The organism is Modestobacter sp. VKM Ac-2977 (assembly GCF_026968045.1).
Lineage (GTDB): Bacteria > Actinomycetota > Actinomycetes > Mycobacteriales > Geodermatophilaceae > Modestobacter.
The window spans coordinates 506,973-528,534 of sequence record NZ_JAPVBQ010000003.1; the positions used below are offsets into that span (position 1 = coordinate 506,973).

General features: G+C 74.4%; 21 protein-coding genes and 1 riboswitch. Of the genes, 11 read left to right on the forward strand and 10 right to left on the reverse strand.

From position 1 onward, the window contains the following. Window positions 1–47: 47 nt before the first annotated feature. On the reverse strand, window positions 48–290 hold the full coding sequence (locus tag O2V63_RS15230; protein WP_269162625.1) for an acyl carrier protein: 243 nt from the start codon (window positions 288–290) through the stop codon (window positions 48–50). Window positions 291–396: 106 nt separating this feature from the next. Next, window positions 397–633 carry a hypothetical protein gene (locus O2V63_RS15235; protein ID WP_269168403.1) on the reverse strand — a complete coding sequence of 79 codons (237 nt, stop codon included), beginning with the start codon at window positions 631–633 and terminating at the stop codon, window positions 397–399. A gap of 80 nt (window positions 634–713) precedes the next feature. Here O2V63_RS15235 and O2V63_RS15240 point away from each other — a divergent pair, with 80 nt between their 5' ends. Both O2V63_RS15240 and O2V63_RS15245 read left to right on the forward strand, forming a co-directional pair. Next, window positions 714–1,043 carry an ArsR/SmtB family transcription factor gene (locus tag O2V63_RS15240; RefSeq protein ID WP_269168404.1) on the forward strand — a complete coding sequence of 110 codons (330 nt, stop codon included), beginning with the start codon at window positions 714–716 and terminating at the stop codon, window positions 1,041–1,043. Beyond that, on the forward strand, window positions 1,040–1,543 hold the full coding sequence (locus O2V63_RS15245) for an SRPBCC family protein (protein ID WP_269168405.1): 504 nt from the start codon (window positions 1,040–1,042) through the stop codon (window positions 1,541–1,543). The genes O2V63_RS15240 and O2V63_RS15245 overlap by 4 nt, the downstream gene beginning before the upstream one ends. 58 nt (window positions 1,544–1,601) lie before the next feature. Here O2V63_RS15245 and O2V63_RS15250 read toward each other — a convergent pair whose 3' ends face one another. Next, on the reverse strand, window positions 1,602–2,777 hold the full coding sequence (locus O2V63_RS15250) for an NADH:flavin oxidoreductase/NADH oxidase (RefSeq protein ID WP_269168406.1): 1,176 nt from the start codon (window positions 2,775–2,777) through the stop codon (window positions 1,602–1,604). Window positions 2,778–2,982: 205 nt separating this feature from the next. Between O2V63_RS15250 and O2V63_RS15255 the strand changes: the two genes are divergently transcribed. The 3 genes from O2V63_RS15255 (at window position 2,983) to O2V63_RS15265 (ending at window position 6,958) form a co-directional block, all read left to right on the forward strand. Further along, entirely contained in the window at window positions 2,983–4,788 is a 1,806-nt protein-coding gene (locus O2V63_RS15255) for a phosphoenolpyruvate carboxykinase (GTP) (RefSeq protein WP_269168407.1), read from the forward strand. Between the two features lie 177 nt (window positions 4,789–4,965). Further along, window positions 4,966–6,213 (forward strand): MFS transporter, encoded by a 1,248-nt coding sequence (locus O2V63_RS15260; protein WP_269168408.1) that lies wholly within the window; start codon window positions 4,966–4,968, stop codon window positions 6,211–6,213. A gap of 76 nt (window positions 6,214–6,289) precedes the next feature. Continuing rightward, entirely contained in the window at window positions 6,290–6,958 is a 669-nt protein-coding gene (locus O2V63_RS15265) for an acVLRF1 family peptidyl-tRNA hydrolase (RefSeq protein WP_269168409.1), read from the forward strand. 28 nt (window positions 6,959–6,986) lie between these two features. On the opposite strand, the gene O2V63_RS15270 is transcribed toward O2V63_RS15265, so the two are convergent. Together O2V63_RS15270 and O2V63_RS15275 are read right to left on the reverse strand one after the other, a co-directional pair. Next, window positions 6,987–8,816: an NAD(P)/FAD-dependent oxidoreductase gene (locus O2V63_RS15270; RefSeq protein ID WP_269168410.1), complete on the reverse strand. Its 1,830-nt coding sequence runs from the start codon at window positions 8,814–8,816 to the stop codon at window positions 6,987–6,989. A 196-nt stretch (window positions 8,817–9,012) separates the two neighbouring features. Beyond that, window positions 9,013–10,038, reverse strand: coding sequence for a zinc-binding dehydrogenase (locus tag O2V63_RS15275; protein ID WP_269168411.1), 1,026 nt, complete (start codon window positions 10,036–10,038; stop codon window positions 9,013–9,015). 55 nt (window positions 10,039–10,093) lie between these two features. On the opposite strand from O2V63_RS15275, the gene O2V63_RS15280 reads away from it, so the two are divergent. Then, entirely contained in the window at window positions 10,094–10,777 is a 684-nt protein-coding gene (locus O2V63_RS15280; RefSeq protein ID WP_269168412.1) for an alpha/beta hydrolase, read from the forward strand. A 17-nt stretch (window positions 10,778–10,794) separates the two neighbouring features. Here the strand turns inward: O2V63_RS15280 and O2V63_RS15285 are convergent, their stop codons facing one another. Beyond that, window positions 10,795–11,589, reverse strand: coding sequence for a YsnF/AvaK domain-containing protein (locus O2V63_RS15285; RefSeq protein WP_269168413.1), 795 nt, complete (start codon window positions 11,587–11,589; stop codon window positions 10,795–10,797). Window positions 11,590–11,691: 102 nt separating this feature from the next. Between O2V63_RS15285 and O2V63_RS15290 the strand changes: the two genes are divergently transcribed. Both O2V63_RS15290 and O2V63_RS15295 read left to right on the forward strand, forming a co-directional pair. Then, window positions 11,692–13,773 (forward strand): HelD family protein, encoded by a 2,082-nt coding sequence (locus O2V63_RS15290; RefSeq protein WP_269168414.1) that lies wholly within the window; start codon window positions 11,692–11,694, stop codon window positions 13,771–13,773. 22 nt (window positions 13,774–13,795) lie between these two features. Next, the gene (locus O2V63_RS15295; protein ID WP_269168415.1) at window positions 13,796–14,650 is read left to right on the forward strand and encodes a PPK2 family polyphosphate kinase; all 855 of its coding nucleotides are present in this window, start codon (window positions 13,796–13,798) and stop codon (window positions 14,648–14,650) included. Here O2V63_RS15295 and O2V63_RS15300 read toward each other — a convergent pair. The 4 genes from O2V63_RS15300 to O2V63_RS15315 form a co-directional block, all read right to left on the reverse strand. Then, on the reverse strand, window positions 14,640–15,473 hold the full coding sequence (locus tag O2V63_RS15300; RefSeq protein WP_269168416.1) for a YihY/virulence factor BrkB family protein: 834 nt from the start codon (window positions 15,471–15,473) through the stop codon (window positions 14,640–14,642). The two genes, O2V63_RS15295 and O2V63_RS15300, sit on opposite strands and share 11 nt — an antisense overlap. Before the next feature lie 65 nt (window positions 15,474–15,538). Continuing rightward, a complete protein-coding gene (locus O2V63_RS15305; RefSeq protein WP_269168417.1) occupies window positions 15,539–15,685 on the reverse strand; it encodes a hypothetical protein in 147 nt (48 codons plus the stop codon). A gap of 141 nt (window positions 15,686–15,826) precedes the next feature. After that, entirely contained in the window at window positions 15,827–17,380 is a 1,554-nt protein-coding gene (locus O2V63_RS15310; RefSeq protein ID WP_269168418.1) for a phytoene desaturase family protein, read from the reverse strand. Continuing rightward, window positions 17,377–17,829: a GNAT family N-acetyltransferase gene (locus O2V63_RS15315; protein ID WP_269168419.1), complete on the reverse strand. Its 453-nt coding sequence runs from the start codon at window positions 17,827–17,829 to the stop codon at window positions 17,377–17,379. The genes O2V63_RS15310 and O2V63_RS15315 overlap by 4 nt, the downstream gene beginning before the upstream one ends. A 510-nt stretch (window positions 17,830–18,339) precedes the next feature. Next, a riboswitch (cyclic di-AMP (ydaO/yuaA leader) is annotated at window positions 18,340–18,496 on the forward strand. A gap of 16 nt (window positions 18,497–18,512) precedes the next feature. On the opposite strand from O2V63_RS15315, the gene O2V63_RS15320 reads away from it, so the two are divergent. From O2V63_RS15320 to O2V63_RS15330, 3 genes are all read left to right on the forward strand, one after another. Next, a complete protein-coding gene (locus O2V63_RS15320; RefSeq protein WP_269168420.1) occupies window positions 18,513–19,694 on the forward strand; it encodes a C40 family peptidase in 1,182 nt (393 codons plus the stop codon). Window positions 19,695–19,878: 184 nt separating this feature from the next. Next, complete coding sequence (locus tag O2V63_RS15325) at window positions 19,879–20,226, forward strand: DUF3817 domain-containing protein (protein WP_269168421.1); 348 nt, start codon at window positions 19,879–19,881, stop codon at window positions 20,224–20,226. A gap of 7 nt (window positions 20,227–20,233) precedes the next feature. After that, the gene (locus O2V63_RS15330) at window positions 20,234–21,562 is read left to right on the forward strand and encodes a serine hydrolase domain-containing protein (RefSeq protein WP_269168422.1); all 1,329 of its coding nucleotides are present in this window, start codon (window positions 20,234–20,236) and stop codon (window positions 21,560–21,562) included.

Below are 21,562 nucleotides of genomic sequence, written 5' to 3' on the forward strand. Positions count from 1 at the left end.
CCGGCTCTGCCACCACCAAAATGGCCATTTTGGTGGGCTCGGGCGTGTCAGGTGGTGGCTGGGCCGCCGTGCTCGGTGCCGGCCAGCGTGCGGAGCAGCTCGTGGGCGCGCTCGGCGCGCTGAGAGTCCTGCTCCATCACCTCGCGGAAGAACGAGGCGACGTCGTCCAGGTTGGCGTTCTCGGCGTCCCGGACGTACTGGCCGTAGTCGTGCCCGGCCTTGAGGGAGTGGTACTGGACGGAGATCAGGTCGAACGTGACGTCGGCGAAGCCGGTCTCACCGGTGGCCATGGGTCCTCCTCAGGAGTGCGCATGGGGCCGTTGCTGAGCCTCGGATCTGACGTCGTCGCGCTACCCCGTCCGAGGGCGGATGACACGCGGGCCGGACCGTTCCGTCTCAGGTCTGGTCGTTGGTCGGCGCCTCGCCCACCGCGCCGGCGAAGCCGCCGGTCATGTCACCGCCGCCGGCCTCGTCGGCCTCGGTGCGGGACGAGGCGAGCTCGTCCTCGCCGGTCGAGACCTGGTCGTCCTCGGTGGAGGCGAGGTCCTCGCCCTCGCCGAGGGCGCCGGGGTCGGCCTGCAGCGTGCGCGGGTCGTTGAGGGGGTCGGGGACGTCGGGGTCGGTGACGGTCATGACCCGACCGTGCCCCGGTCGCGCACGGTCCGAACGTGCGTAACTGGACAGTTAAGTAACTTACCTGTTACACCTTCCGCGTGGAGGCGCTCGCGGCCCTGGCCGACCCGACCCGGCGGCGGATCGTCGCCCTGCTCGCCGCCGGTGAGCAGGGCGCCGGCGAGCTGGCCGATCAGTTCCCGGTCAGCCGTCCGGCGATCAGCCGGCACCTGCGGGTGCTCCGCGAGGCCGGGCTGGTGCAGGTCCGGGCCGAGGGGCAGCGCCGGGTGTACGCGCTGGACCCGCGGCCGCTGTCGGAGCTCGACGCCTGGCTGGCCCCCTACCGGCGGCTGTGGGCGCAGCGGCTGGACGCGCTGGACACCGAGATGGCCCGCGGGCGGCGGGCCCGAACGCAGGAGGACGGTCGATGACGACACCGGACGAGCGGATGGGGCAGGTCACCGAGCTGCCCGAAGGGGTGCGGCTGCAGTTCCGCCGCAGCTGGCCCGACCCGATCGACGACGTCTGGGCGGCGCTCACCGAGCCCGACCGGCTGGCCCGCTGGATCGGAACCTATGAGGGGGAGCGCCGCGCCGGCGGCGCGGGCACCTTCACCATGACGCACGAGGAGACGCCGATCGGCGAGCCGATGCGGATCGTGGAGTGCGCGGCGCCGCACCGGCTGGTGGTCGACTGGGACACCGAGGAGGGCTGGCGGGCCGAACTGGACCTGACCGCCCAGGACGGCGAGACGGTGCTGCTGTTCACCCAGCTGTTCGCCCCGGGCACCCAGGTCACCGACTACGTGCTCGGCTGGCACTGGTACCTGGACAAGTTCGATGCCGAGGTGGGCGGCCGCCCGTCGCCCGGGTCCTGGGACGACTTCCTCGCCGCCACCGGCCCGGCCTACGGGCGCTCGCCGCAGGCCTGAGCCGGCCGGCCGACCGTGGAGCCGGGGTGCGCCGCGGCTCCACGGTCGAGCGGGTGGCTCAGCCCCGACGGGTCGGGGCCGGCTCCTGCACCCGGACCGGGTCGGGGCCGGTCCACGGGCCCAGTCGGCCGAGCAGGCGGTCGCGGGAGGCCAGCCGCGGGCCGGCCTGCACCGGGTAGGCGTCGTAGGAGCTGGTCAGCGCCCGGGCGGCGTGCAGGGCGAAGTTCGCGTCGTCCTGCGCCTCCCGGGCGACGGCGACCAGGTCGGCCTGGCCGGTGGCGACGACGGCGTCGGCCTGCTGCGGGTCGACGACCAGGCCCACGGCCATGGTCGGGATGCCGACCTGCTCCTTGATCGCGGCGGCGAACGGCACCTGGTAGCCGTAGCCGATCGGGTGCTCCCAGCCGGTGCCGATGCCCCCGCCGGAGACGTCGATCGCGTCGACGCCGAGGGCCTTGAGCTCCCGGCAGAAGGCGATCGTGTCGGCCAGCGTCGTCCCCTCGCGGGTCGCGTCGACGGCGGAGACCCGGACCATCAGCGGCAGGTCGGCCGGCCAGACGGCGCGCACGGCCTCGACCACCTCGAGCGGGAACCGCATCCGGTTCTCCAGCGACCCGCCATAGGCGTCGGTGCGGGTGTTGGTCAGCGGGGAGAGGAACTCGTTGAGCAGGTAGCCGTGCGCGGTGTGCACCTCGGCCACCTGGAACCCGGCGGTCAGCGCCCGGCGGGCGGCGGCGACGAACGCCTCGCGCACACCGGGCAGCTCCTCGGTCGTGAGCGCACGGGGGGCCGGCCAGCCCTCGCCCATCGGCACGCCGCTCGGGGAGACCGGGGTCCACGGGACGTCGCCGGGGCGGGCGTTCTCCGCGGTCACCGGGCCGTCGCCGTCCCACGGGCGCAGGGTGCTGCCCTTGCCGCCGGCGTGCGCCAGCTGGATGGCCGCGACGCTGCCGTGCTCGCGCAGGAAGGCGGCCACCCGGGCCAGGCCGGGCACCTGCTCGTCGTTCCACAGGCCGACGTCCCCGGGGCTGATCCGGCCGTCGGCCGTCACCCCGGTCGCCTCCACCATCACCAGGCCGAAGCCGCCGAGGGCGAAGCGGCCCAGGTGCACCAGGTGGTAGTCGCCGACCACCCCGTCAGAGACGCAGTACTGGCACATCGGAGCCACCGCGAGGCGGTTGGGGAGGGTGACCCCGCGCAGGGTCAGGGGCTGCAGGAGCTGAGGGGTGCTCACGACCGCCGACAACCCGCGAGGGGCCCGATGGCATCCCGAGGGGAGGTACGTCACACTTCAGGTAGACGTTCTAGACGTACGCCCGGCAGGCGGTAGCCTGGCCCGATCCCCCGGCCCCAGCGTCGCGGCCGGGGGGCCGACACAGCGCCAGCGCCGGTGCGACACCCCGCCGGCGGCACCCGAAGGAGGAGACGCCGTGACTTCCGTGGCCATCCCAGGTCTCGAGAACGCCCCCACCACGCACGCCCGACTCCTCGCCTGGGTGCAGGAGATGGCCGAGCTGGCCCAGCCCGACCAGGTGGTGTGGGTCGACGGCTCCGACGAGGAGTGGGAGCGGCTCACCACCCGGCTCGTGGACGCCGGCACCTTCACCCGGCTGGCGAAGAAGCCCAACTCCTTCCACTGCGCCTCCGACCCCAGTGACGTCGCCCGGGTCGAGGACCGCACCTTCATCTGCTCGGTCGACGAGGCCGACGCCGGTCCCACCAACAACTGGATGGACCCGGCCGAGATGAAGGCCGTCATGACCGAGCTGTACCGGGGGTGCATGCGCGGCCGGACGATGTACGTCATCCCGTTCTGCATGGGCCCGGTCGAGGCCGAGAACCCCATGTTCGGCGTCGAGCTCACCGACTCCGAGTACGTCGTGGTCTCGATGCGGGTCATGGCCCGGATCGGCAGCCGGGTGCTCGAGGCGATGGGGTCCGACCGGCCGTTCGTGCCGGCGATGCACTCCCTCGGCGCTCCGCTGGAGGCCGGCCAGAACGACGTCCCCTGGCCGTGCAGCGACACCAAGTACATCGTGCACTTCCCCGAGGAGCGGGCCATCTGGTCCTACGGCTCCGGCTACGGCGGCAACGCCCTGCTGGGCAAGAAGTGCTACTCGCTGCGCATCGCCTCGGTCATGGCCCGGGACGACGGCTGGCTCGCCGAGCACATGCTGATCCTCAAGCTCACCAGCCCGCGGCAGAAGACGTACTACGTCGCCGCGGCCTTCCCGTCGGCCTGTGGCAAGACGAACCTGGCGATGCTCGAGCCGACCATCCCCGGCTGGAAGGTCGAGACCCTCGGCGACGACATCGCCTGGATGCGCTTCGGCGAGGACGGCCGGCTCTACGCCCTCAACCCCGAGTACGGCCTCTTCGGCGTCGCCCCGGGCACCGGCTGGGACACCAACCCCAATGCCATGCGCACCATCGACCAGGGCAACTCGGTGTTCACCAACGTCGCACTGACCGACGACGGCGACATCTGGTGGGAGGGGATGACCGACGACGCCCCCGCCCACCTGACCGACTGGAAGGGCCGGGACTGGACGCCGGAGTCCGACGAGCCCTCCAGCCACCCGAACAGCCGTTTCTGCACCCCGATCACCCAGTGCCCGATCCTGGCGCCGGAGTACGAGGACCCGAAGGGCGTGCCGATCTCGGCGATCCTCTTCGGTGGACGCCGCAAGACCACGATCCCGCTGGTCAGCGAGGCCCGGGACTGGAACCACGGCGTGTTCATGGGCGCGACGCTCTCCTCGGAGACCACCGCGGCGGCCACCGGTGCCGTCGGCGTCGTCCGCCGCGACCCCTTCGCCATGCTGCCGTTCATCGGCTACAACGCCGGTGACTACTTCCAGCACTGGGTCGACACCGGCAAGCAGCACGACGCCAGCAAGCTGCCGCGGATCTTCTACGTGAACTGGTTCCGCCGGGACGACGACGGCGGCTTCCTGTGGCCCGGGTTCGGGGAGAACAGCCGCGTGCTCAAGTGGGTCGTCGAGCGCCTCGAGGGCACCGCGGCCGCCGAGGAGACCCCGGTCGGGCACGTGCCGACGCCGGACTCGCTCGACGTCTCGGGTCTGGGCATGACCCGTGAGCAGGTCGAGCAGGCGCTGCGCGTGGACAAGCAGGAGTGGCAGGCCGAGGTCCCGCAGATCACCGAGTGGTTCGAGAAGTTCGGCGAGAAGCTGCCCAGCACCATGTGGGACGAGCTGGAGATCCTCAAGAGCCGTCTCGCCTGAGCCGGTAGCACCGGCCACAGACCGGGTCGGCCGTCGCGGTGGCCGACCCCCGGGACGAGGTCCCGCTCACCGACAGCGTCGTCGGGGGCGGGACCTCGTCGCGTCCGGGATCCCGGCCGGCGACGCTCCGTGCCCGTGCCGCGGGGGGCAGCGCCGTCGGGTTAGCGTGGCGGGGGCGTGCCCATCCCCGTGACGGAGGCCAGTCCGCTCGTGCCCAACCCCTACCTGCACGTGCTGCGGACTCCGCACGCCCTGCCGATGGTGCTGGCCGCGTTCATCGGCCGGCTGCCGCTGTCGATGATCGGCCTGGGCAGCGTGCTGCTCGTCCAGTCCGAGACGGGCTCCTACGGCCTGGGCGGTGCGGTGGCCGCCGTCGGCGCGATCGCCACCGCGATCGCCGGGCCGGTGATCGGCCGGCTGGCCGACACCCACGCCCAGCGGCGGGTGCTGTTGGGCGTGCTGGCGATCTTCGTCGTCTCGGGGGTGGCCTTCCTCTGGTCGGTGCGCGGCGGCTGGCCGCTGTGGACGGTGTTCCTCTCCGCCGCCGCCGCCGGGGCGAGCATCCCGCCGGTCTCCTCGATGATCCGGGTGCGCTGGACCCACCTGCTCCGCGGCACCCCGCGGCTGCCCACCGCCCTGGCGATGGAGTCGGTGGTCGACGAGTTCGTGTTCATCGTCGGGCCGGTGCTGGTCACCTTCCTGTCCACCACCGGGCACACCACCTCCGGCGTCGTCACCGCGTTCACGCTGGCCGCCGTCGGCAGCCTGTTGTTCGCCGCGCAGGGGCACACCGAACCGCCCCCGGCCGCGCACGGGCACCGGCGCGGGGCGTCGGCGATCCGGGTGCGGGGGCTGCGGGTGCTGTTCGTGGTGGGGGCCGCGGTCGGCGCCATCCTCGGCGCCCTGGAGATCGGCCTGGTCGCCTTCGCCGACGAGGTCGGTCAGCGCTCGCTGTCCGGTCTGCTCATCGCCGGCCTGGCCGCCGGCTCGATGTTCGCCGGCATCGGCTGGGGCGTCGTGCACTGGAAGGTGCGGCTGCGGCACCGGTTGGTCGCCGCCCTCGTCGTCCTGACCGTGCTGACCGTGCCGCTGGTGCTGGTCACCAGCTACTGGCTGATGCTGCCGCTCGTGGTGGTCGCCGGCGTCGCCGTCTCGCCGTCGTTGATCAGCGCCTTCACCCTGGCCGAGGTGCTGGTGCCCCGCTCCGCGGTCACCGAGGCGTTCACCTGGATCGGCACGGCCCTCGCCCTCGGGGTGGCGATCGGGGCGTCGGCCGCGGGGAAGATCGTGGACACGGTCGGTGCCAACGCCAGCTTCCTGGTCGCCACGGTGGCGGCGGGGCTGGCGGCGGTGGTGGTCGCCCTGTGGCAGCGGACCCTGCACGTGCCGGCCGAGCACGCCGCCTCCCCGGCGCTGGCCCACTGAGGGAGGACACCCCGCGGGAGCTCGGGGCGGGACCCTGGAGGGGGCCGGAAGAGCCTGCTGCTGCGATGCTCCGCGGATGACCTCCCCCCGCCCCGCCGCCGGTGGTGGGCGACTGCTCGGGGTCGCCCCGGAGCGGCTGGACCGCTGGCTGGACGGCGTCGCCCAGCGGCACGGCGCGTTCACCGACGTCCGGGCCGACGAGGCGGGCGTGCTCACGGTGACCTGCCAGGACACCACCACGGTGCGGCTGACCGCCCCCTACGGCTGGACGCCCGGCCCCGTGCCGCTGACCGCCTTCAGCGCCGCGGCCAAGGTGCCGCAGCGCACCGCCGTCCTGCTGGTCCGGCGCGGCCGCTGGGCGGTCGGGGTGTTCGACGGCGCGGAGCTCGTCGTCTCCAAGGTCGACGCCCGCCAGGTGCAGGGCCGCACCGCCGCCGGCGGGTGGTCGCAGCAGCGGTTCGCCCGGCGGCGCGGGCACCAGACAGACGCCGTCGTCAGCCATGCCGCCGACACCGCCGCCCGGGTGCTGCTGCCGCACGCCGGCACGCTCGCCGGGCTGGCCCCGGGCGGGGACAAGGGCCTGGCTGCGGAGGTGCTCACCGACCCGCGGCTCCGGCCCTTGGCCGATCTCCCGCGCCTGCCCGCCCTGGAGGTCGGCGAGCCGACCAAGGCCGTGCTGCTCGAGACCCCGGCCCAGTTCCGGGCCGTCCGGGTGCACATCGTGGAGCCCACCGACCGGGGGTGAGAGGGGCCAAAGTCGCGACTTTGGCCCCTCAGCTGGTGTGGTGGGTCTCCTGCAGGCGGTAGACCGGGGTCGGGATGCCCACCTGCCGGGCCTTGAGCTGCAGCGCCAGGTAGAGCGAGTAGTGCCGGGACTGGTGCAGGTTGCCGCCGTGGAACCACAGCGCCTCCTGCTGGGTGGGCTTCCACATGTTCCGCTGCTCGCCCTCCCACGGCCCCGGGTCCTTGGTGGTGTCCGAGCCCAGCCCCCACACCTTGCCCACCCGGTCGGCGACCTCCTGGCTGATCAGGTCGGCCGCCCAGCCGTTCATCGAGCCGTACCCGGTCGCGTAGACGACCAGGTCGGCCGGCAGCTGCGTGCCGTCGGCCAGCACGACCGAGTCCTCGGTCAGGTGGTCGACCTGGCCCTGGACCAGCCGGACGTCGCCGTTCGCGACGAGGTCTGCGGCGCCCACGTCGATGTAGTAGCCCGAGCCGCGGCGCAGGTACTTCATGAACAGGCCCGAGCCGTCCTCGCCCCAGTCGTGGTCGAACCCGGCCGCCTCGAGCCGCTGGTAGAAGTCGGCGTCCCGCTCCCGCATCTGGTCGTACAGCGGGATCTGGAACTCGTGCATGATCCGGTAGGGCAGCGAGGCGAACGTCAGGTCCGCCTTCTCCGTCGTCATGCCGCCGGCCACGGCCTCCTCGGAGTACAGCGCGCCCAGCCCGATCTCCATCAACGAGTCCGACCGGACGATGTGGGTCGAGGAGCGCTGGACCATGGTGACGTCGGCGCCGCTCTCCCAGAGCGCCCCGCAGATGTCGAAGGCCGAGTTGTTCGAGCCGATGACCACGCACTTCTTGCCGCGGTAGGCGTCCGGGCCCGGGTGGGCCGAGGAGTGGTGCTGGTCGCCGCGGAAGACGTCCTGTCCGGGCAGCACCGGGACGTTGGGCTTCCCCGACATCCCCGTGGCCAGCACCAGCTGCTTCGGGCGCAGCACCACCGGCACGCCGTCCCGCTCGACGGTGACCGTCCACTCGGCGGTCTTCTCGTCGTAGGCGGCGCTGATCGCCCGGGTGTTCGCCCAGTAGTCCAGCTCCATCACCCGGGTGTAGGACTCCAGCCAGTCGGCGATCTTGTCCTTGGGGGCGAAGACCGGCCAGTTGTCCGGGAACGGGATGTAGGGCAGGTGGTCGTACCAGACCGGGTCGTGCAGGCACAGCGACTTGTAGCGACTGCGCCACTGGTCACCCGGGCGCGGGTGCTTGTCGATCACGATCGTCGGGACGTCGAGCTGGCGGAGCCTGGCCCCGAGGGCGATGCCGCCCTGCCCGCCGCCCACGACCAGCACGACGGGCTGGGTCTCGTACCCGAGCTCGCGGGCCTCCCGATCGCGGCGGTCGCGCCAGGTCTCCCGGTCCCGGTGCACACCGTGCTCGGCGCCCATCGGCCGCCGGTCCCGCACCGGCTCCTCGTGCCCGGTCAGCTCGTACAGCGTGGTCAGCAGGGTCCAGGCCCTGCCGTCCTGCAGCCGCAGGTGCCCGCGGCCGCGGCCGACCGCCGTCTCGAAGGCGATCCACGCCTCGTCGACGCCGTCGGCGCCGGTGGCCGGTTCGGTGGCCCGGAAGCCCTGCGGGTCGGTGCGGTCGAGCGTGGCCTGGAGCAGGTCCCGGACGCCGTCGTGCCCCTCGACCGTGGTGATGTTCCAGCTGAAGGCGACCAGGTCACGCCAGAAGCAGGTGGGGGCGAAGAGCTCGGCCACCCGGTCGACGTCCCGGGCGGTCAGGGCCGACTGGAACTCCGCCAGCCAGGCCCCGACCCGGCTGCCCGGCTCGTCGGTGTCGGTGGTCGTGGTGTCGGTCGGGTCCAGGGTCTGGGTCACCGCGCGGCTCCTGCGTCGTCGGAGGAGTGGCCGCCGCGACCGGCGTCCGGGTGCAGCTGACCACCCCCGGGACGCCCGACGAGAGAGCGCCGCCGAACCCGGCTTGGCGGCCGTCGAGCGCCGCCACCCGCCGTATGACTCAAGTCACACGGGGTGACCCCGGAGGGGCCGAAGTCGCGACTTCGGCCCCTCGAGTTCAGGGCTGCAGGACCAGCCGGATCGGGTTGCCCTCCTTGCGCGACAGCCGGTCGACCGCGGTCGCCGCCTCGCTGAGCGGCAGGGTGTCGCTGACCGAGCGGGCGAAGTCGATCCGGTGGTGCCGGACGAGCTGCACCAGTTCGAGCACGTGCTCGGGCATCGACCCGTAGTGGCCCAGCACCCTCTGCCCGAAGTAGCTGAACGCCGTCCCGTCCTCGATCGTCAGCGGCTGCCTGGTCAGACCGACCAGTACGAGCGCGCCACCGGCGCCGAGTGCCCGCACCGCCTGCTGGCGCACCGCGGCGACGCCGGCGAAGTCGAAGGCGAACGCCAGCCCGGCGCCGCCGGTGGCCGCGCGCACCTGGCCGACCAGGTCGTCGTCGGCCGGGTCCAGCGCCAGGTCCGCACCGAACTGCAGCGCGCGTTCCCGGGCGGCCGGCACCGGGTCGACGGCGATGATCGGCGCCGCACCGGCCAGCCGGAGCAGCTGCACACCGTGCGCCCCCAGCCCGCCGATGCCCCAGACGCCGACTGGCTGGGCCGGCCGGACCCCGGCGGTGGCGGTGATCGCCGCCCACGGGGTGGAGACCGCGTCGGGCACGATGCAGGCCTGCTCGAGCGGCAGGTCGTCGGGGACGGCGACCAGCGTGTCGGCCCGGGCGACGGCGTACTGCGCCCACCCGCCGTCGTAGTCGACGCCGCGGGTGTGCACGACGCCGTGCCGCTCTTCCCCGGCCTGCAGCAGGACCCGCTGGTCGTCGGCCCAGCCGGTCACGCCGGCGCCCAGCGCCGCGACGGTGCCGGCCACCTCGTGGCCCAGGGTCACGGTGTCCCCGCGGAGGAACAGCGGGGTCAGCTCGCCCTCGATCAGGTGCACGTCGGACAGGCACACGCCGGCGGCGCGCACCCGGACGAGCACCTCACCGGGGCCCGGCGTCGGCACGGGCACCTCGGTGACGGCGAAGTCGCGGGTCCGGACGTTCAGCCGTCCGGCGAGCATGGAGTCAGGGATCGTCTCGGGCACCACCTCACCTTGCCCCTGGCCGTGCAGGTGCGCCGTCCGGGGGTAGGGGAGCGCGGTGTCTCCTTCCTCACGCGCGGCGGACGGCCGCCTCGACAGTCGCCCCGACCAACCGACCGGCACCGCCCCCGGTCCGGGGGTCACCCGGCTCGCCCTCGGGCCCGGGGCCGAGGCGCTGCTCGCCGTCCCGTCCGGCGACCCGCGGCCGCGCCCCCTGCTGGTGTTCTTCCACGGTGCCGGGGGGACGGCGGAACAGTCGCTTGCCGCCGTCGGGGAGCTGGTCACCGCCCGCGACGTGCTGGTGCTCGCCCCGACCTCGGCCGGCAGCACGTGGGACCTGATCGACGGTGGCCTGGGCCGGGACGTCGCCGTCCTGGACGCGGCGCTCGCGCAGGTCTTCGCCAGCTGCCCGGTCAGCCAGGTGGCGATGTCGGGCTTCTCCGACGGCGGTTCGTACGCGCTGTCGCTGGGGGTCGCCAACGGCGACCTGGCCGCCACCGTGCTGGCGTTCTCCCCGGGCTTCGTCTCCTCACCCGGCCGGTACGGCCGGGCGAGGTTCTGGCTGAGCCACGGCACCGACGACCCGGTCCTACCGGTGGACCGGTGCGGACGTCGGGTGTCGGCCGAGCTGCTGGCCGACGGCTACGACGTGACCTACGAGGAGTTCGCCGGTGGTCACGTGATCACCCCGGAGCTGGTGGCCGCCGGGCTGGACTGGTGGCTCGGCGCCCCGGCCGGCTGACCGGCCGGGGCGGCGGCTCAGTCGCGCGGCGTGTCGGTGGTGGTCAGATCGACCTCTTCGTGCCGCAGCTGCTCGGTGACCGACGACTGCTCGGTCTCCCACGTCGTGGTCAACCGCACCCGCTCGGCCGGCACCCGCTCCAGGGAGACCCGCGGCTCCTCGGCGTACAGGGTGACCCAGCCGGTGCTGCGGGAGGGCTGCCGTTCGCCTGTCGCCGCCCGGCCCGGCTCGCGATCGCCGTGCGCGAGTGGCAGGTGCTCGATCCGGGCGCGCTGCCGGGTGATCGTCACCGGCACCAGCACCTCCTCGCTGACCTCCTCGATGCGGAGCACGGCCCGGGTCCAGGGCTCGACCACGGTCGTGACGTCGAGCTGCTCCTCGGCGAGGGTGATCGTGCCGTCGCCGTCCCGGACGGTGCCGTTGCCGTCCCGGACCATGCCGTCGTTGTCCCGGACCATGCCGTCGCCGTCCCGGACCGTGCCGGCTGCCGGCCGGCGGTAGTGCTCCAGCAGCGCCGCCTCCTCCTCCGGGCTCAGGTGGTCCGGTCGGGTCGCCCGGGGCGCGGAGTGCACGGCGGCGGAGTCGACCGCCAGCTGCATCCGGTCGTCCGCGAGCTGGGACCCGGTGACCGGGGCGATGAGCGGGACCTCGTCGTCGTCCGGGGCGGCGTGCGCCCCGGGGGTGAGGCCCACCCAGGTGGGCTGTTCGGTCACGTCGTCCAGGTAGACCGCGGTGACCGTGCCCAGCGGCTTCCCGTCGCGGTCGTGGGCGATCGCACCGATGACAGAGGGGGGAGTCGGGTCGCTGGCCATGACTGGTGGGTGATCCAGACGCCGGTGGTCTACACATCGCCCGGCGGGTCGTGCCGGAACTCGGTTGAGCCGAGCACGGTCCGCGCGTAGCGTCCTCCGATCGTGTCCGTGCCGTCCGCCCCGGCCCACCCCACCGCCGCCGATCCCGTCCTCGCCGCCGAACGCGACCACCTGGCCCACGCCGCCGGGTGCCTGACCTCCATGCGTGCCGCCGCCGTCGCGGTCGCCGATGCCGGCGTCGACGCCTGGGCCTCCGAGCGACTCGGCGCCGCCCGCGCCGAGCGACTGCTCGCGCTCGCCGCCGACCCGGGCGTCCCGGCCTTCTTCGGCCGCACCGACGCTGCCGGTGGCACCGACCCGGAGACCTTCCACATCGGCCGCCGCCACGTGCGGGACGCGGCCGGCGACCCGGTCGTCATCGACTGGCGGGCACCGATGAGCCGGCCGTTCTACCAGGCCAGCGCCGCCGAACCGCAGGGCCTGCTGCGCCGCCGCCGGTTCGGCTTCGCCGATGGCGAGCTGACCAGCTACGAGGACGAGCTGATCGCCGACGGCCAGGACGACGCCGGTGGCGGCGAGCTCTTGCGCCAGGAGATCGAGCGCCCGCGCAGCGGCCCGATGCGCGACATCGTGGCCACCATCCAGCCCGACCAGGACGACATCGTCCGGGCGCCGCTGACCGAGTCGATCTGCGTGCAGGGCGCGCCGGGCACCGGGAAGACGGCGGTCGGGCTGCACCGGGCTGCCTACCTGCTCTACACGCACGGCGACCAGCTGGCCCGCACCGGTGTGCTCGTCGTGGGGCCGAACCGGGCGTTCCTGCGGTACATCGAGCAGGTGCTGCCCGCGCTGGGCGAGGTGGAGGTCGACCAGGCGACGGTCGCGAGCCTCACCGCCCGGGTGACCGTGCGCGCCCAGGACGAACCGGCGGTCGCCGTGCTCAAGGGCGATCCGCGGCTGGCCGAGGTGCTGCGCCGGGCACTGTGGGGCGGCATCCGCAAGCCGACGGACTCGGTGCAGGTGACGCTGTCGGGGCGGAAGTACCGGATCGGTGAGGACCGGCTCAAGCGCTTCGTCGACGACCTGCGCCGGGCCGGGACCTCCGGGGTCGACGACCAGCAGCTGGTGCACTACGCCGCCGGCCGGGAGCGGCTGGCCATGGGGCTGGCCGAGTACGCCCGGCGGCTCAAGGAGGCGGGCGGGGGGAGCCCGACCGACGCGGAGACCCGGCGGACCGCCCGCAGCGCCGAGGTGCGGGCCTTCTGCGACGCCGTCTGGCCGGCGGTGGACGCCGCCGGGCTCGTGCACGACCTGTTCACCGACCCCGAGCGGCTGGCCCGGGCGGCCCGCGGTGTACTGGCCGAGGAGGAGCAGGCGCTGCTGCGCTGGCCGAAGCCGCCGCGGTCGGTGCGCGCCGCGCGATGGACGGCGGCGGACGCGGTGCTGGTCGACGAGGTGGCCGGGATGCTGGAGCGGACCCCGGGCTACGGGCACGTGGTGGTGGACGAGGCGCAGGACCTCTCCCCGATGGAGTGCCGCGCCGTCGCCCGCCGGCTGGGCGCGGGTTCGCTGACGGTGCTCGGCGACCTGGCCCAGGCCACCAGCCCGTGGTCGGTGGCGGACTGGTCGCAGACGCTGACGGCGCTCGGCCGGCCGGCCACGACCGTGCGGCCGCTCACCAGGGGCTACCGGGTGCCGGGTGAGGTGCTGGACTTCGCCAACCGGCTGCTGCCCGCCATCGCCCCCGGGCTGGCCGCGGCCACCGCGGCCCGCCGGGAGCCGGGGGCGCTGCAGCTGCGGCCCGTGGGCACGCTGGCCGGGCCGCTGGCCGAGGTGGTCGGCGAGCTGGCGGCCAGAGCCGGGTCGACCGGGGTGGTCTGCGCCGACGCGTCGGTCGCCGAGGTGGTCGGGGTGCTCACCGCGGCCGGGCTGGACGTGTCGTCGTTGAGCGACGACGGTGCGGCGCCGGCCCGGGTGTCCGTCGTCCCGGCCGGGCTGGTGAAGGGGCTGGAGTTCGACCACGTCGTGGTCGTGGAGCCGGCCGCGATCGTCGCCGCGGAGCCCCGCGGCCTGCACCGGCTCTACGTCGTCCTCACCCGGGCGGTGAGCAGCCTGGTCGTGCTCCACCACGCCGACCTGCCCGACCTGCTGGTCGAGGAGATCACCGCGGTCCGGTCCGGCTGACCGGCGTCCCTAGGCTCCCGGCATGCCCGACTCCCTGCGCCGCGCGCTCCGCGTCCCCGCCGCCCCGATCGAGCTGCGGGAGATCGACCCGCGGTCGACGCCGCTGGCCCCCGGCGACAAGGAGCGCACCCGGGAGGCGACGCGGCTGGACGCGACCCATCTGGCCGAGCTGCAGCAGCGGCTCTACGCGGAGGGCAGCGGCGGCAGCCGACGGCGGGTGCTGCTGGTGCTGCAGGGCATGGACACCAGCGGCAAGGGCGGCGTGGTGAAGCACGTCGTCGGCGCGATGGAGCCGCACGGGGTGGCGGTGGCGAGCTTCGGCACGCCGACGCCGGAGGAGCTGCGGCACTCCTTCCTCTGGCGGGTGCGCCGCGCCCTGCCGGGCCCCGGCAAGGTCGGTGTCTTCGACCGTTCGCACTACGAGGACGTGCTGATCGGCCGGGTGCGCGAGCTGGCGACCCCGGAGGTGATCGAGCGGCGCTACCGGGAGATCGTGCGGTTCGAGCGCCAGCTCGTCGACGACGACGTCACCGTGCTCAAGGTCCTCCTGCACCTGTCGCCGTGGGAGCAGAAGCAGCGCCTGCTGGCCCGGCTCGACGACTCCAGCAAGCGCTGGAAGTTCGATCCCGCCGACATCGACGAGCGGGCACTCTGGCCGCAGTACCAGCAGGCCCATGCGACCGCCCTGGAGCGCACCGACACCGGCACCGCACCGTGGTACGTCGTCCCGGCCGACCGGAAGTGGTACCGCAACTGGGCGGTCGGCCGGCTGCTGCTGGAGACGCTGACCGAGCTGCAGCCCCGGCTGCCGGAGCCGGCCTGGGACGTCGACGAGCAGCGCGACCGGCTGATCGAGGAGCACCCGATCAGCTGGTGACCGCCGTCCCGCGGGCAAGGCGCTCGTCCAGGGCCTGGGTGAACAACCAGCCGCCGATCAGCACGAACTGGAGCAGGAACAGCCAGAACCCGATGGCGATCACGCCGCCGACCACGGTGAGCCCACCGAACGGGGCGCCGAGGTCCAGCGGCAGGGCCAGGAACAGCACGAACCCCTGCAGGAAGCCGGAGAGGCAGGCGGCGGTGAACAGCGCCCCGGACACCACGGCCCGCCAGCCCAGCCGGCTGGCCGCGACCACTCGGAAGATCCACACCAACGGCAGGGTGAGCGCGAACAGCACCGAGTAGTAGCCGGTGGCGAACCCGCCGACCGCGGCGCCGAACCCGGGAGTCTCGGCCAGGTGTGCAAGCACCCCCGCGACCAGCAGCAACGGGTACAGCAGCAGCGGTGCCAGCACCAGCAGGGGCAGGGCCAGCGCCCGGCCCCGCCAGGCGGTGAACCGGTCGTGCGCCGGGCTGAACCGCAGCAGCGCCCGGCGCAGCCCCTCGCCGTACAGCGAGATGGGCAGCAGGGTCAGCAGGGCGCCGACGACGCTGAGGCCGGTGCCCGCCTCGGCCAGCCGCTGCACCGCTGCCGGGGCGCCCAGCGCGCCGGGCAGCACCTCGGACAACCGGGTGGCGAGCTCGCGCACCTCGTCGGCGCCGGCCACCCAGCTGGTCAGCCCCAGGGAGAGCACCAGCGCCGGGACGACGGCGATCCCGGCGTAGAAGGTGAGCCCGGCGGCGATCAGGGCGGTGTCCCGGTTGCGCAGACGGGCCCGCATCGCCCTCAGCAGGCCGCGCGCCTCCTTCGCCACCTGCACCGGGACATGTGACCAGGTCCGGCCTGGTCCCGCTCGTCGGCGCGCCCGGCGCCGCGGTCCGGAGGTCAGCCGAGGGTGCCGACCAGGATCATGAAGGTGAAGGCCACCACCAGGATCAGCACGAAGGTCCCGACGATGAGCAGGCGGGCCCGGTTCTTCGGCAGCCTGCCCTGTCCGTTGCGGTCGGTGCGGCCGTCGGGTCGCTCGCTCATCGGTCCTCCTGAGAATCGGTACGCGCCCCGGTCCGACACGTGGTCTCCCCGGGTCGCCGGCCTGCTCGGGCGAGCGGGCGGCTGTGTCCGGTGCCTGCCCAGTTCCGCGGAAGCTCACGCCTGAGCCGTGGCCCACTCCGCTCAGTGGCCGCCGAGCAGGTGCTGCGCCGCGGCGAAGCCGCCCAGGCCGCTGACCGCACCGCCGCGCACCGTGCCGCCCGAGGAGGCGGCGACCACCCGCGGGTGCGCCGTCGCCACGCCCCAGGTGCCGACGGCCTCCGGGCCGGGCGCGACCGGCCAGGCGAGGTCGCCGTGGAAGATGTGCCCGCCCGGCATCGCCAGTGACGCTTCGACGTCCAGCGGCGAGGACGCCTGCAGGCACGGCTGCCCGTCGCCGTCGGTGGCCAGGCACTCGGCCAGCGGCTCGGTCAGGTGGGCGTCCAGCTGGGCCAGCACCCGCCGCACCGCCTCCGTCCGGGTGCCGACGGGGTCGGTCGCGTACAGCTCGGCCGGCGTGTGCAGCCCGAACAGGGTCAGGGTGTGCAGCCCGGTGTCGCCGACGATCGACGGGTCGGTGAGCGAGTGGCAGTACACCTCGAAGGGGACCACCTCGGGCAGCTGCCCGGCCGCGGCCTGCGCGTACGCGGCGTCGAGCTGGCCGGCCGCCTCGTCGACGTGCACGGTGCCGCTGAAGACCCGGCGGGGATCGGCGCCCGACCGCAGCCCGGGCAACCGGCGCAGCACCATGTTCACCTTCAGCTGCGACCCCGACGGCCGCGGCGCCGGGGCGGCGCCCAGCAGCTCGTCGAGCACGGCCGGGGCCGCACCGCCGACCAGGTGCCCGGCGTCGGCGGCGTGCGTCGTCCCGTCGGCGTCGGTCCAGTGCACGGTGACGCCGTCGGCCCGGGTCTCGACCGCGGTGACCTCGGCCCGGGTGAGCAGTTCGGCGCCGCCCGCGCGTGCCGCGTCGGCGAGCGCGCCGCTGACCGCGCCCATCCCGCCGACCGGCACCCGCCAGCGCCCGGTGCCGTTGCCGACGAGGTGGTACAGGAAGCACCGGCCGGCCAGCCCGTCCGCGGCGTGCACGTCGGCGAAGGTGCCGATCAGCCCGTCGGTGAGCGCGATGCCCCGGACCTCATCGTCGCGCAGGTGGTCGGCGACGACGTCGGCCAGCGGCCGTTCCCGCAGGTCGTGCCAGATCTCCGGGTCCCGCAGGCGCGCGAGGAGCGCCGCCTCGCTGGGCAGCGGTCCGGTCAGGGTGGGGGCCAGGTCCTCGGCGAGGGTGGTCAGCCGGCCGTAGAACCGCTGCCAGCCGGCGAACTCGGCGTCCGAGCCGGTGTGGGCGCGGAAGGAGGCGGCCGTCTCCGGCCCCTCGTCCCGCTCGACCAGCAGCCCGGTGGCCGCACCGCCGCGGCGCAGCGGCGTGTAGGAGGCGACCGCCCGGTCCAGCAGGGTGATCGGCAACGCCAGGTCGGTGACGACCCGGTCGGGCAGCAGGCTGACCAGGTAGGAGTACGCCGACAGCCGGACGTCGACGCCCGGGAAGACCTGTTCGCTGACCGCGGCGCCACCGAGCACGGCACGTCGCTCCAGTACGAGCACCGACCAGCCCGCGCGGGCCAGGTAGGCGGCGGCGACCAGTCCGTTGTGACCGCCGCCCACCACGACGGCGTCGTACCGGGCTGCGGTGCTCACGCCAGCTCCCGGGCGAAGCAGAGCGAGAACGGGTCGTCCGCGTAGTGCCCGAACGCCGGGACCGGCCGGTAGCCGGCCGCGGTGTACAGCCCGACCGCCTCGGGCTGGCGCGGCCCGGTCTCCAGCAGCACGGTGGTCCAGCCCCGCCCCACCGCCTCGGCCTCCAGCGCGGTGAGCAGCAGCCGGGAGACGCCCCGCCCACGCGCCGCCGGGACGACGTACATCCGCTTGAGCTCGGCGGTGCCGTCCCCGAGGGGCCGCAGCGCACCGCAGCCGATCGGCGTGCCGTCGTCGTCCCGGGCGAGGAGGACGACGGCGACGTCGGCGGCGGACGGCGGCACCCCCGGCTCGCTCGCACCGCCGTAGCGGGCCCGCAGCTCGACCTGCTGGGCGGCGGTCAGCGCGGCGACGTCCGGGTCGTCCCACGAGGCGGCGGAGAGGGTCGGCACCAGGTCATCCTGGCGCGCCGTCGGCCACCCGCTGCAGCAGCCCCAGCCGAACGGCTCGGTGTGGACCACAGCGGCAGCGGCCACCGCCGGACGACGAGGTCGCCGTCGCCGGGCCGACGGTCCTCCTGCTCGACGGGTGGACCGAGCACGGCAGCGCGCGGCGCCAGCCCGTGCGGTGCTCGCTCTGCGTGAGGGGGTGCGCGCCGACGACTGTGCGCAGCTCGCGCCTGGGCCCGGTCGGCGCCGAGTCTTGGCGACGCCTCGGCGACCAGGTCGGGTCGCGTGTCGGCCATGCGGCGGAGCAGCACGAGGCAGAACTCCCGCCGTGCCAGGCCCTTTACCCGGCGAGCCTGTCACGCTCGGTGAGCGTGTTGGAGCACACGCCCGGGGATTTCCACAAATTGGCCCCAGTCGTTTGTCACGAGCACATAACGCACGTACGGTCACCAGCGGTCCTGACGGGCAGCGCAGTCGCCCACCCGGGTGACGACCGACAGGACCGCCGCCGAACCACACGGCTCGCCGCAACACTCGCGGGCTCGTGGACCGGGGACCCACCGCAGCACTGGGGTGAAGCTCCGCACGGCCCGTTCGCGGGCCTCGAGGAGCCGGGCGACTTCCCGCCCGAACCCGTCAGCTAACTCGGTAGGCGGCAGGTGGAAGAAAGGACACACCCGCCGAACATGGCGAGTTCGCACACCTCTGTCCGTCGTGGCCGCAACGGCCGACGGGCCCTGCTCACCCTGATCGCAGCGGGTGGCCTGACTCTCGCTCCGCTGCCCGCCCTGGCAGCTCCCGAAACACCCACCACCTCCCAGGAGGCGGCCGAGCTCATCGCCGCCCGCGGTCACGACCTCGAGGTCGTCACCGAGAAGATGCACGAAGCGACCGACGTGCTGACCAGCATGAAGGCCGCCTCGGACGCCGCCGCCGCCGAGCTCGTCGCCGCCGAGGCGGCCGTGGTCGAGGCCCGTGACCACGTGCGCCAGGTCGCCCGCAGCGCCTTCACCGGTGAGCAGCTCTCCTCGCTGCAGGCCATGCTCACCAGCTCCTCCGCCGACGAGATGCTCGACCGGATGGGCACGCTGGACAGCATCGCCGGGCACAACAACGAGGTGCTCGGGGTCGCGCAGCAGGCCAGCGTCACCGCCGACGAGGCGAAGGCCGCTGCCGAGAAGGCCGCCGCCGACGCGGAGGCCCAGGTCGCTGAGGTCGCTGCCCAGCAGGCCGGCCTCAATGCGCAGATCGCCGAGTACCAGGCCGAGTACGAGCGGCTCTCCGCCGAGGAGCGGGAGCGCGCCCGGATCCTGGCCGAGCAGCACGCGGCCGCAGAAGCGGCTCAGGCCGCAGCCGAGCGCGAGGCCCAGGCGGCCGCGGCGGCCGAGCGCAACAACTCCCAGACGGCCTCGCGGGACGAGCGCACGGCCCCGGCCGCCGGTTCTTCTGCACCCCGCTCCGCCTCCGTCGCGGCGCCGGCCCCGGCTCCGGCCGCGCCGGTCGTGGCCAGCAGCGGTGCTGCCGCCGCCGCGGTGAACACCGCGATGGCCCAGCGTGGCAAGTCCTACGTCTGGGGCGCCACCGGTCCGAACTCCTACGACTGCTCCGGGCTGGTGAAGTACTCCTACGCCGCGGCGGGGGTCAACCTGCCCCGCAGCAGTCGGCAGCAGGCGGCGTCGGGCCGGGCGGTCTCCCGCGGCGAGCTGCAGCCGGGCGACCTCATCGCCTACTACAGCCCGGTCAGCCACATCGGCATCTACATCGGCAACGGCCAGATGGTCCACGCGCCGACGTCGGGTGACGTGGTCAAGGTCGCCAGCATCGACGCCATGGGCCCCATCACCGCCATGCGTCGGGTCGCCGGCTGACAGCTGCACCACCCCGCGACACCCGCCGGTGCCCCGGTCGCCTGACGGCGGCCGGGGCACCGGCGCGTCCGGGCACCGGCGTGTCCGAGCCCGGTGGCGGCGATCACGCGAGCCCGCGCACCGGCGCTCCGTCCCGCCGGGCACGATGAGGACCAGTCCACCCGCGCCCACTCCGAGGAGCACCGTGCCCGCCGCACTGACCGACCCCACGAGGGTCGCCCGCGTCTTCCGCGTCGTCGCCATCGCCGAGGCCGTCTCCTGGGTGCTGCTGCTGGCCGGCATGTTCGTCAAGCGGGTGCTGCAGACCTCGGAGCTGGGCGTGCAGGTGTTCGGCCCGGTCCACGGTGCGGTGTTCGTGGTCTACGTCGTCGTCGCCCTGCTGGCCTGGCGGGTGCTGCGCTGGACGCCGGCCACCGGCCTGCTGGCGCTGGCCGCCTCCATCCCGCCACTGGTGACCATCTGGTTCGAGCGCTGGGCCCGGCGTACCGGCCGGCTGCCGGTCGACGCCACCACGCCGGTCCGGGCCGGCTGAGCGCACGATGGTCACGCCCGTCCTGCCCGCCACCGCCCGCACCCTGCTGGCCCGCACCGCCCGGGTCCAGCGCGACGGCCGGGCGCCCAGCCTGGTCGCGGGCGTCGTCCGGGACGGCGGGCTGGCCTGGTCGGCCGGTCGCGGCGACGTCGCCGAGCCGCACACCGACGTGCAGTACCGGCTGGGCTCGATCAGCAAGACGGTGACGGCCCTGGTCGTGCTCCGGCTGCGCGACGAGGGTCGCCTGGGGCTCGACGACCTGCTCGAGGAGCACGTCCCCGGCACCCCCTTCGGGGAGCGCACCGTGGGCCAGCTGCTCGCCCACCTCGCCGGCGCGAGCTCGGAGAGCCCCGGCGGCTGGTGGGAGCGCGTCCCCGGCGGGTCGCTGGCCGAGCTGCGGCTGACCGACGACGACGTCGTCCTGGGCAGCGCCCGGCGGTTCCACTACTCGAACCTCGGGTTCGGGCTGCTCGGTGAGCTGGTCGCCCGGCACCGTGGGCGCTCCTGGGCCGAGGTGGTCCGGGACGAGGTGCTGCTGCCGCTGGGCATGGAGCGCACCACGCCGCGGCCCACCGGTCGGGCGGCACAGGGTGCGGCGGTGCACCCGTGGGCGGACGTCGTCCTGCCCGAGCCCGAGCACGACGCCGGCGTCATGGCCGCGGCCGGCCAGCTGTGGGCGACGCTGGCCGACCTCGGCCGATTCGCCGCCTTCCTGCTCGGCGACACCGGCGACGTGCTCTCCCCGGCGACGCTGGAGGAGATGACCGTGCCGGCCGGGATCGACTCGTCGTCCCCCGGGTGGTCGGCGTACGGGCTGGGGGTGCAGGTGCTGCGGGTCGACGGGCACACCCTCATCGGCCACGGCGGCTCGATGCCGGGCTTCCTGGCCGGGGTCTTCGTCGACCGGTCCGAGCAGGCCGGAGCGGTGATGCTGGCCAACACGACCAGTGGGCTCGACCCGCTGGTGCCAGGGCTGCTGGCCGACCTGCGGGCCGCCGAGCCCCGGATCGTCGACGCCTGGGTGCCGTCCCCGCCGCCGCTGCCGCTCGACCTGCTCGGCGTCTGGTTCTGGGGGCCGGCCCCGCTGGTGCTGCGCGCCCAGTCCGGGGGGCTGCTGCACCTGGGGCCGCTGCCCGGCCGGCCAGGCCGGGCGAGCCGGTTCGCTCCCCGCGCGGACGGCACGTGGGTCGGGCTGGACGGCTACTACGCCGGCGAGACGCTGCGGATCGCCCCTGACCACCTGGACCTGGCGACGTTCGTGCTCACCCGTACGCCCTACGACCCCGAGGCGCCCGTGCCCGGCGGGGTCGACGAGCGCGGCTGGACGGCGCCCTAG

What these genes read in the sequence shown, in the direction of transcription:
- O2V63_RS15230 (WP_269162625.1), bottom strand. Translation starts at nt 290, where the DNA reads ATGGCCACCGGTGAGACCGGCTTCGCCGACGTCACGTTCGACCTGATC.
- O2V63_RS15235 (WP_269168403.1), bottom strand. Translation starts at nt 633, where the DNA reads ATGACCGTCACCGACCCCGACGTCCCCGACCCCCTCAACGACCCGCGC.
- O2V63_RS15245 (WP_269168405.1), top strand. Translation starts at nt 1,040, where the DNA reads ATGACGACACCGGACGAGCGGATGGGGCAGGTCACCGAGCTGCCCGAA.
- O2V63_RS15265 (WP_269168409.1), top strand. Translation starts at nt 6,290, where the DNA reads ATGACCTCCCCCCGCCCCGCCGCCGGTGGTGGGCGACTGCTCGGGGTC.
- O2V63_RS15285 (WP_269168413.1), bottom strand. Translation starts at nt 11,589, where the DNA reads ATGGCCAGCGACCCGACTCCCCCCTCTGTCATCGGTGCGATCGCCCAC.
- O2V63_RS15295 (WP_269168415.1), top strand. Translation starts at nt 13,796, where the DNA reads ATGCCCGACTCCCTGCGCCGCGCGCTCCGCGTCCCCGCCGCCCCGATC.
- O2V63_RS15305 (WP_269168417.1), bottom strand. Translation starts at nt 15,685, where the DNA reads ATGAGCGAGCGACCCGACGGCCGCACCGACCGCAACGGACAGGGCAGG.
- O2V63_RS15320 (WP_269168420.1), top strand. Translation starts at nt 18,513, where the DNA reads ATGGCGAGTTCGCACACCTCTGTCCGTCGTGGCCGCAACGGCCGACGG.
- O2V63_RS15330 (WP_269168422.1), top strand. Translation starts at nt 20,234, where the DNA reads ATGGTCACGCCCGTCCTGCCCGCCACCGCCCGCACCCTGCTGGCCCGC.